A 2,491-nucleotide genomic window follows, 5' to 3' on the forward strand; every position below is an offset into this window, starting at 1 on the left:
AATTTACGCCAGATATCCCCCTGACGGGGCAGCAGATCGGCCGCCACTGTCGGCGCATCAGAACCCGCCGATTGCCACAACCGCCGCCCCATCGCGTCATAATCACGATACTGCGTCAAAATACCCTGGGTCCGGCTCACTTCCCGATGAAGGTTATCCCGGCTGAACTCGGAAATAAGCGTATCACCATGACGAATGGCACTGACATGGCCCGCACCGTAACGCAACCATGACAGCATCTGCCCGTCGGGCAGTGTCAGGGCAGCCAGGTGATGCAGCGGATTGAGCATGAAAACTTGAATATTCGCAATCGGTTGAAACGACTGAACTGCAAGACTCTCGTATACTCAAAGTCAGCAAAAATACATGACAGGAACATTGGTACGTTCATTGAGCGTGAGAATTACTTGGTGTGATACTAATAACCACATTGAATACATGACCAATTTTTACTGGATACATAAAACTCTCCGATAATAATTTAACTTCCAGATTTAGATTTAACCTATTGACTCTATGTCACTTTATAATGGCTATTTAGGCGCGTAAACTCTTCAGTAGTTATTTATCCACGATATTTATTTTAAAAATAACTGGAAATATTTTAATGTCATCATTAATTTTATTATTTCAACTTTATTGTTAGAGCATATAACCAGAATAATTACAACCTTACACCATGATAAAAATAAACTGAGGCTAGCTACTCCGACCTCAGTTTATTATCTCATTCACACTATATTATATTTCACATCCTTAGACTTAATACTAATAACGGCATCGGTCAGTATTATTTTATGAATTAGAAGCCCATCGTCTGATAAACTAATTTCATCGACAAGCCAATCACCATGGGAATAATCATCAGTTGGCCATTCACATTTTTTTTTATCTATATTGTAGCTATAAACCTCTGAATAAAATAAAGACATTCTATTACCGTATGCCCCCAATAATAAAATATCAATATCTGTAACTCTGAAATCAGCAAAATTACGTTCTCTAATACATAAACTTTCTATCTTTGCATCATGTGGGCATTTAGGATCTCGATGATCATAGTGCCAACTTGCTTCCATAAACTGTAAAGCATTCTTCGGAACATGAGTCTTGATACTATTTACATAATCAGGATAGGCAGAGCTATCCATTGTAAAACCATCATTATTTTCAATAAATTTTATTACTTTCATATGATTAGCATCCTGAATGGCCAATTTCTCTGATCTTATCAGTATAATTTCTAACTGCTTGCCTACTTCCTGGGGTCCCTTTTTGGGGCAGTTGTCCTGACTTTCTTAGTTCATCAACAGCAATACCATTTAGCGTATCAGAAACAGTCTTAGGCACTTTAACTTCACTAGCCACTGTTCCATGCTTATTAAAGAACCCCTCGGGACCATAAATACCGACCTCTTTTCCGTTCGGCATATATACATGGACCTCAAATGAGGTTCCGTGGCCAATATTAAAACGATCAATTCTGCCTTTATAGCCCTCAGGCAAAGATAAAGGTGCTTTAGGTGCCAACCCCAGCGGATCCACCCAACCCAGCGGATTTGGCCCATACTGATAAAGATTTATCCCCCCCGCAAGCCCTATCGGGTCCTGCGTGCTAAATCGCCCTATCTCCGGGTCATAGTACCTGAACGTATTGTAGTGCAAACCCGTCTCGTCATCACTGTATTGCCCCGGATAACGCAGCGGCTGCGCGAACCGGCTGACCGTGCTTTGCCTTGGATCGCTGACATTCTGCCGGGTAACTTTGCCCCAGGCGTGGTATTTCCCTGACCAACGGTGCTTACCCTCTCCGTCCGTGACATCCAGCGGGGTACCGTTGATATCCGTATGAAAATAATACACCTGACTTTCTGTCTCGCCATGACGCTGATCGACCCGCGCCAGCGGCGTATAACTTTCGTTCGGGTCGTAAATATAGGTCGCGTTGCCGTCCGTATGTTGCTCCTGCAACAACCGCAGTCCCTGCCAGATAAAATCGGTCTGACGGGTGGTTTTTTCTGCGCCGCGCTTTATCGTCACCGATTTGTGGATACGCCGCCCCAGCGCATCATACCGATAGTGGCTGTCATGCTCCCCTAACGGCCCGGTTCCCCAGGCCCGCAGCAGCCGGTTATCATCGTCATAGGCAAAATGTTGCATCCGACCACCGGCATGCCGCGTGGTGATGTTTCCCCAGGCATCATACTCAAAACGGTAATGCTGCCATTGCGTCAAACGGTTGTTGGCGACCGGTGTATCGTACAGTGGATCGACCGTATCAAACGGCAGTTTCCTCAGGTTCAGCAGGTTATCCGCATTGTCGTAAGCAAAATCTTCCGCAACGGATAACTGATGACGCTCCCGGCTGTCAGTCAGCCGCCCTTCCGCATCATAACGGTACTGCTGCTCACCCCGGATGAAGTCGGTGGCCGTGCTCAGTTCACCGGCAGGATCAAAGCTGAATTTACGCCAGATATCCCCCTGACGGGGC

At 45.6% G+C, this 2,491-nt stretch carries 2 protein-coding genes and 2 pseudogenes; 1 reads left to right on the plus strand and 3 read right to left on the minus strand.

The window, feature by feature from the left end:
• Positions 1-293, minus strand: a pseudogene (locus tag AC971_RS22365) (hypothetical protein); the annotation flags it as partial.
• On the opposite strand from AC971_RS22365, the pseudogene AC971_RS23730 reads away from it, so the two are divergent.
• Positions 276-416, plus strand: a pseudogene (locus AC971_RS23730) (IS1 family transposase); the annotation flags it as partial. The pseudogenes AC971_RS22365 and AC971_RS23730 sit on opposite strands and share 18 nt — an antisense overlap.
• A gap of 315 nt (positions 417-731) precedes the next feature.
• On the opposite strand, the gene AC971_RS21330 reads toward AC971_RS23730, so the two are convergent.
• Positions 732-1,193 carry a hypothetical protein gene (locus tag AC971_RS21330; RefSeq protein WP_025381679.1) on the minus strand — a complete coding sequence of 154 codons (462 nt, stop codon included), beginning with the start codon at positions 1,191-1,193 and terminating at the stop codon, positions 732-734.
• 4 nt (positions 1,194-1,197) lie between these two features.
• A partial coding sequence (locus AC971_RS25440) for an RHS repeat-associated core domain-containing protein (RefSeq protein ID WP_331454168.1) occupies positions 1,198-2,491 on the minus strand: 1,294 nt, incomplete at its 5' end.

The organism is Yersinia similis (assembly GCF_001053095.1).
Lineage (GTDB): Bacteria > Pseudomonadota > Gammaproteobacteria > Enterobacterales > Enterobacteriaceae > Yersinia > Yersinia similis.

What these genes read in the sequence shown, in the direction of transcription:
- AC971_RS21330 (WP_025381679.1), bottom strand. Translation starts at nt 1,193, where the DNA reads ATGAAAGTAATAAAATTTATTGAAAATAATGATGGTTTTACAATGGAT.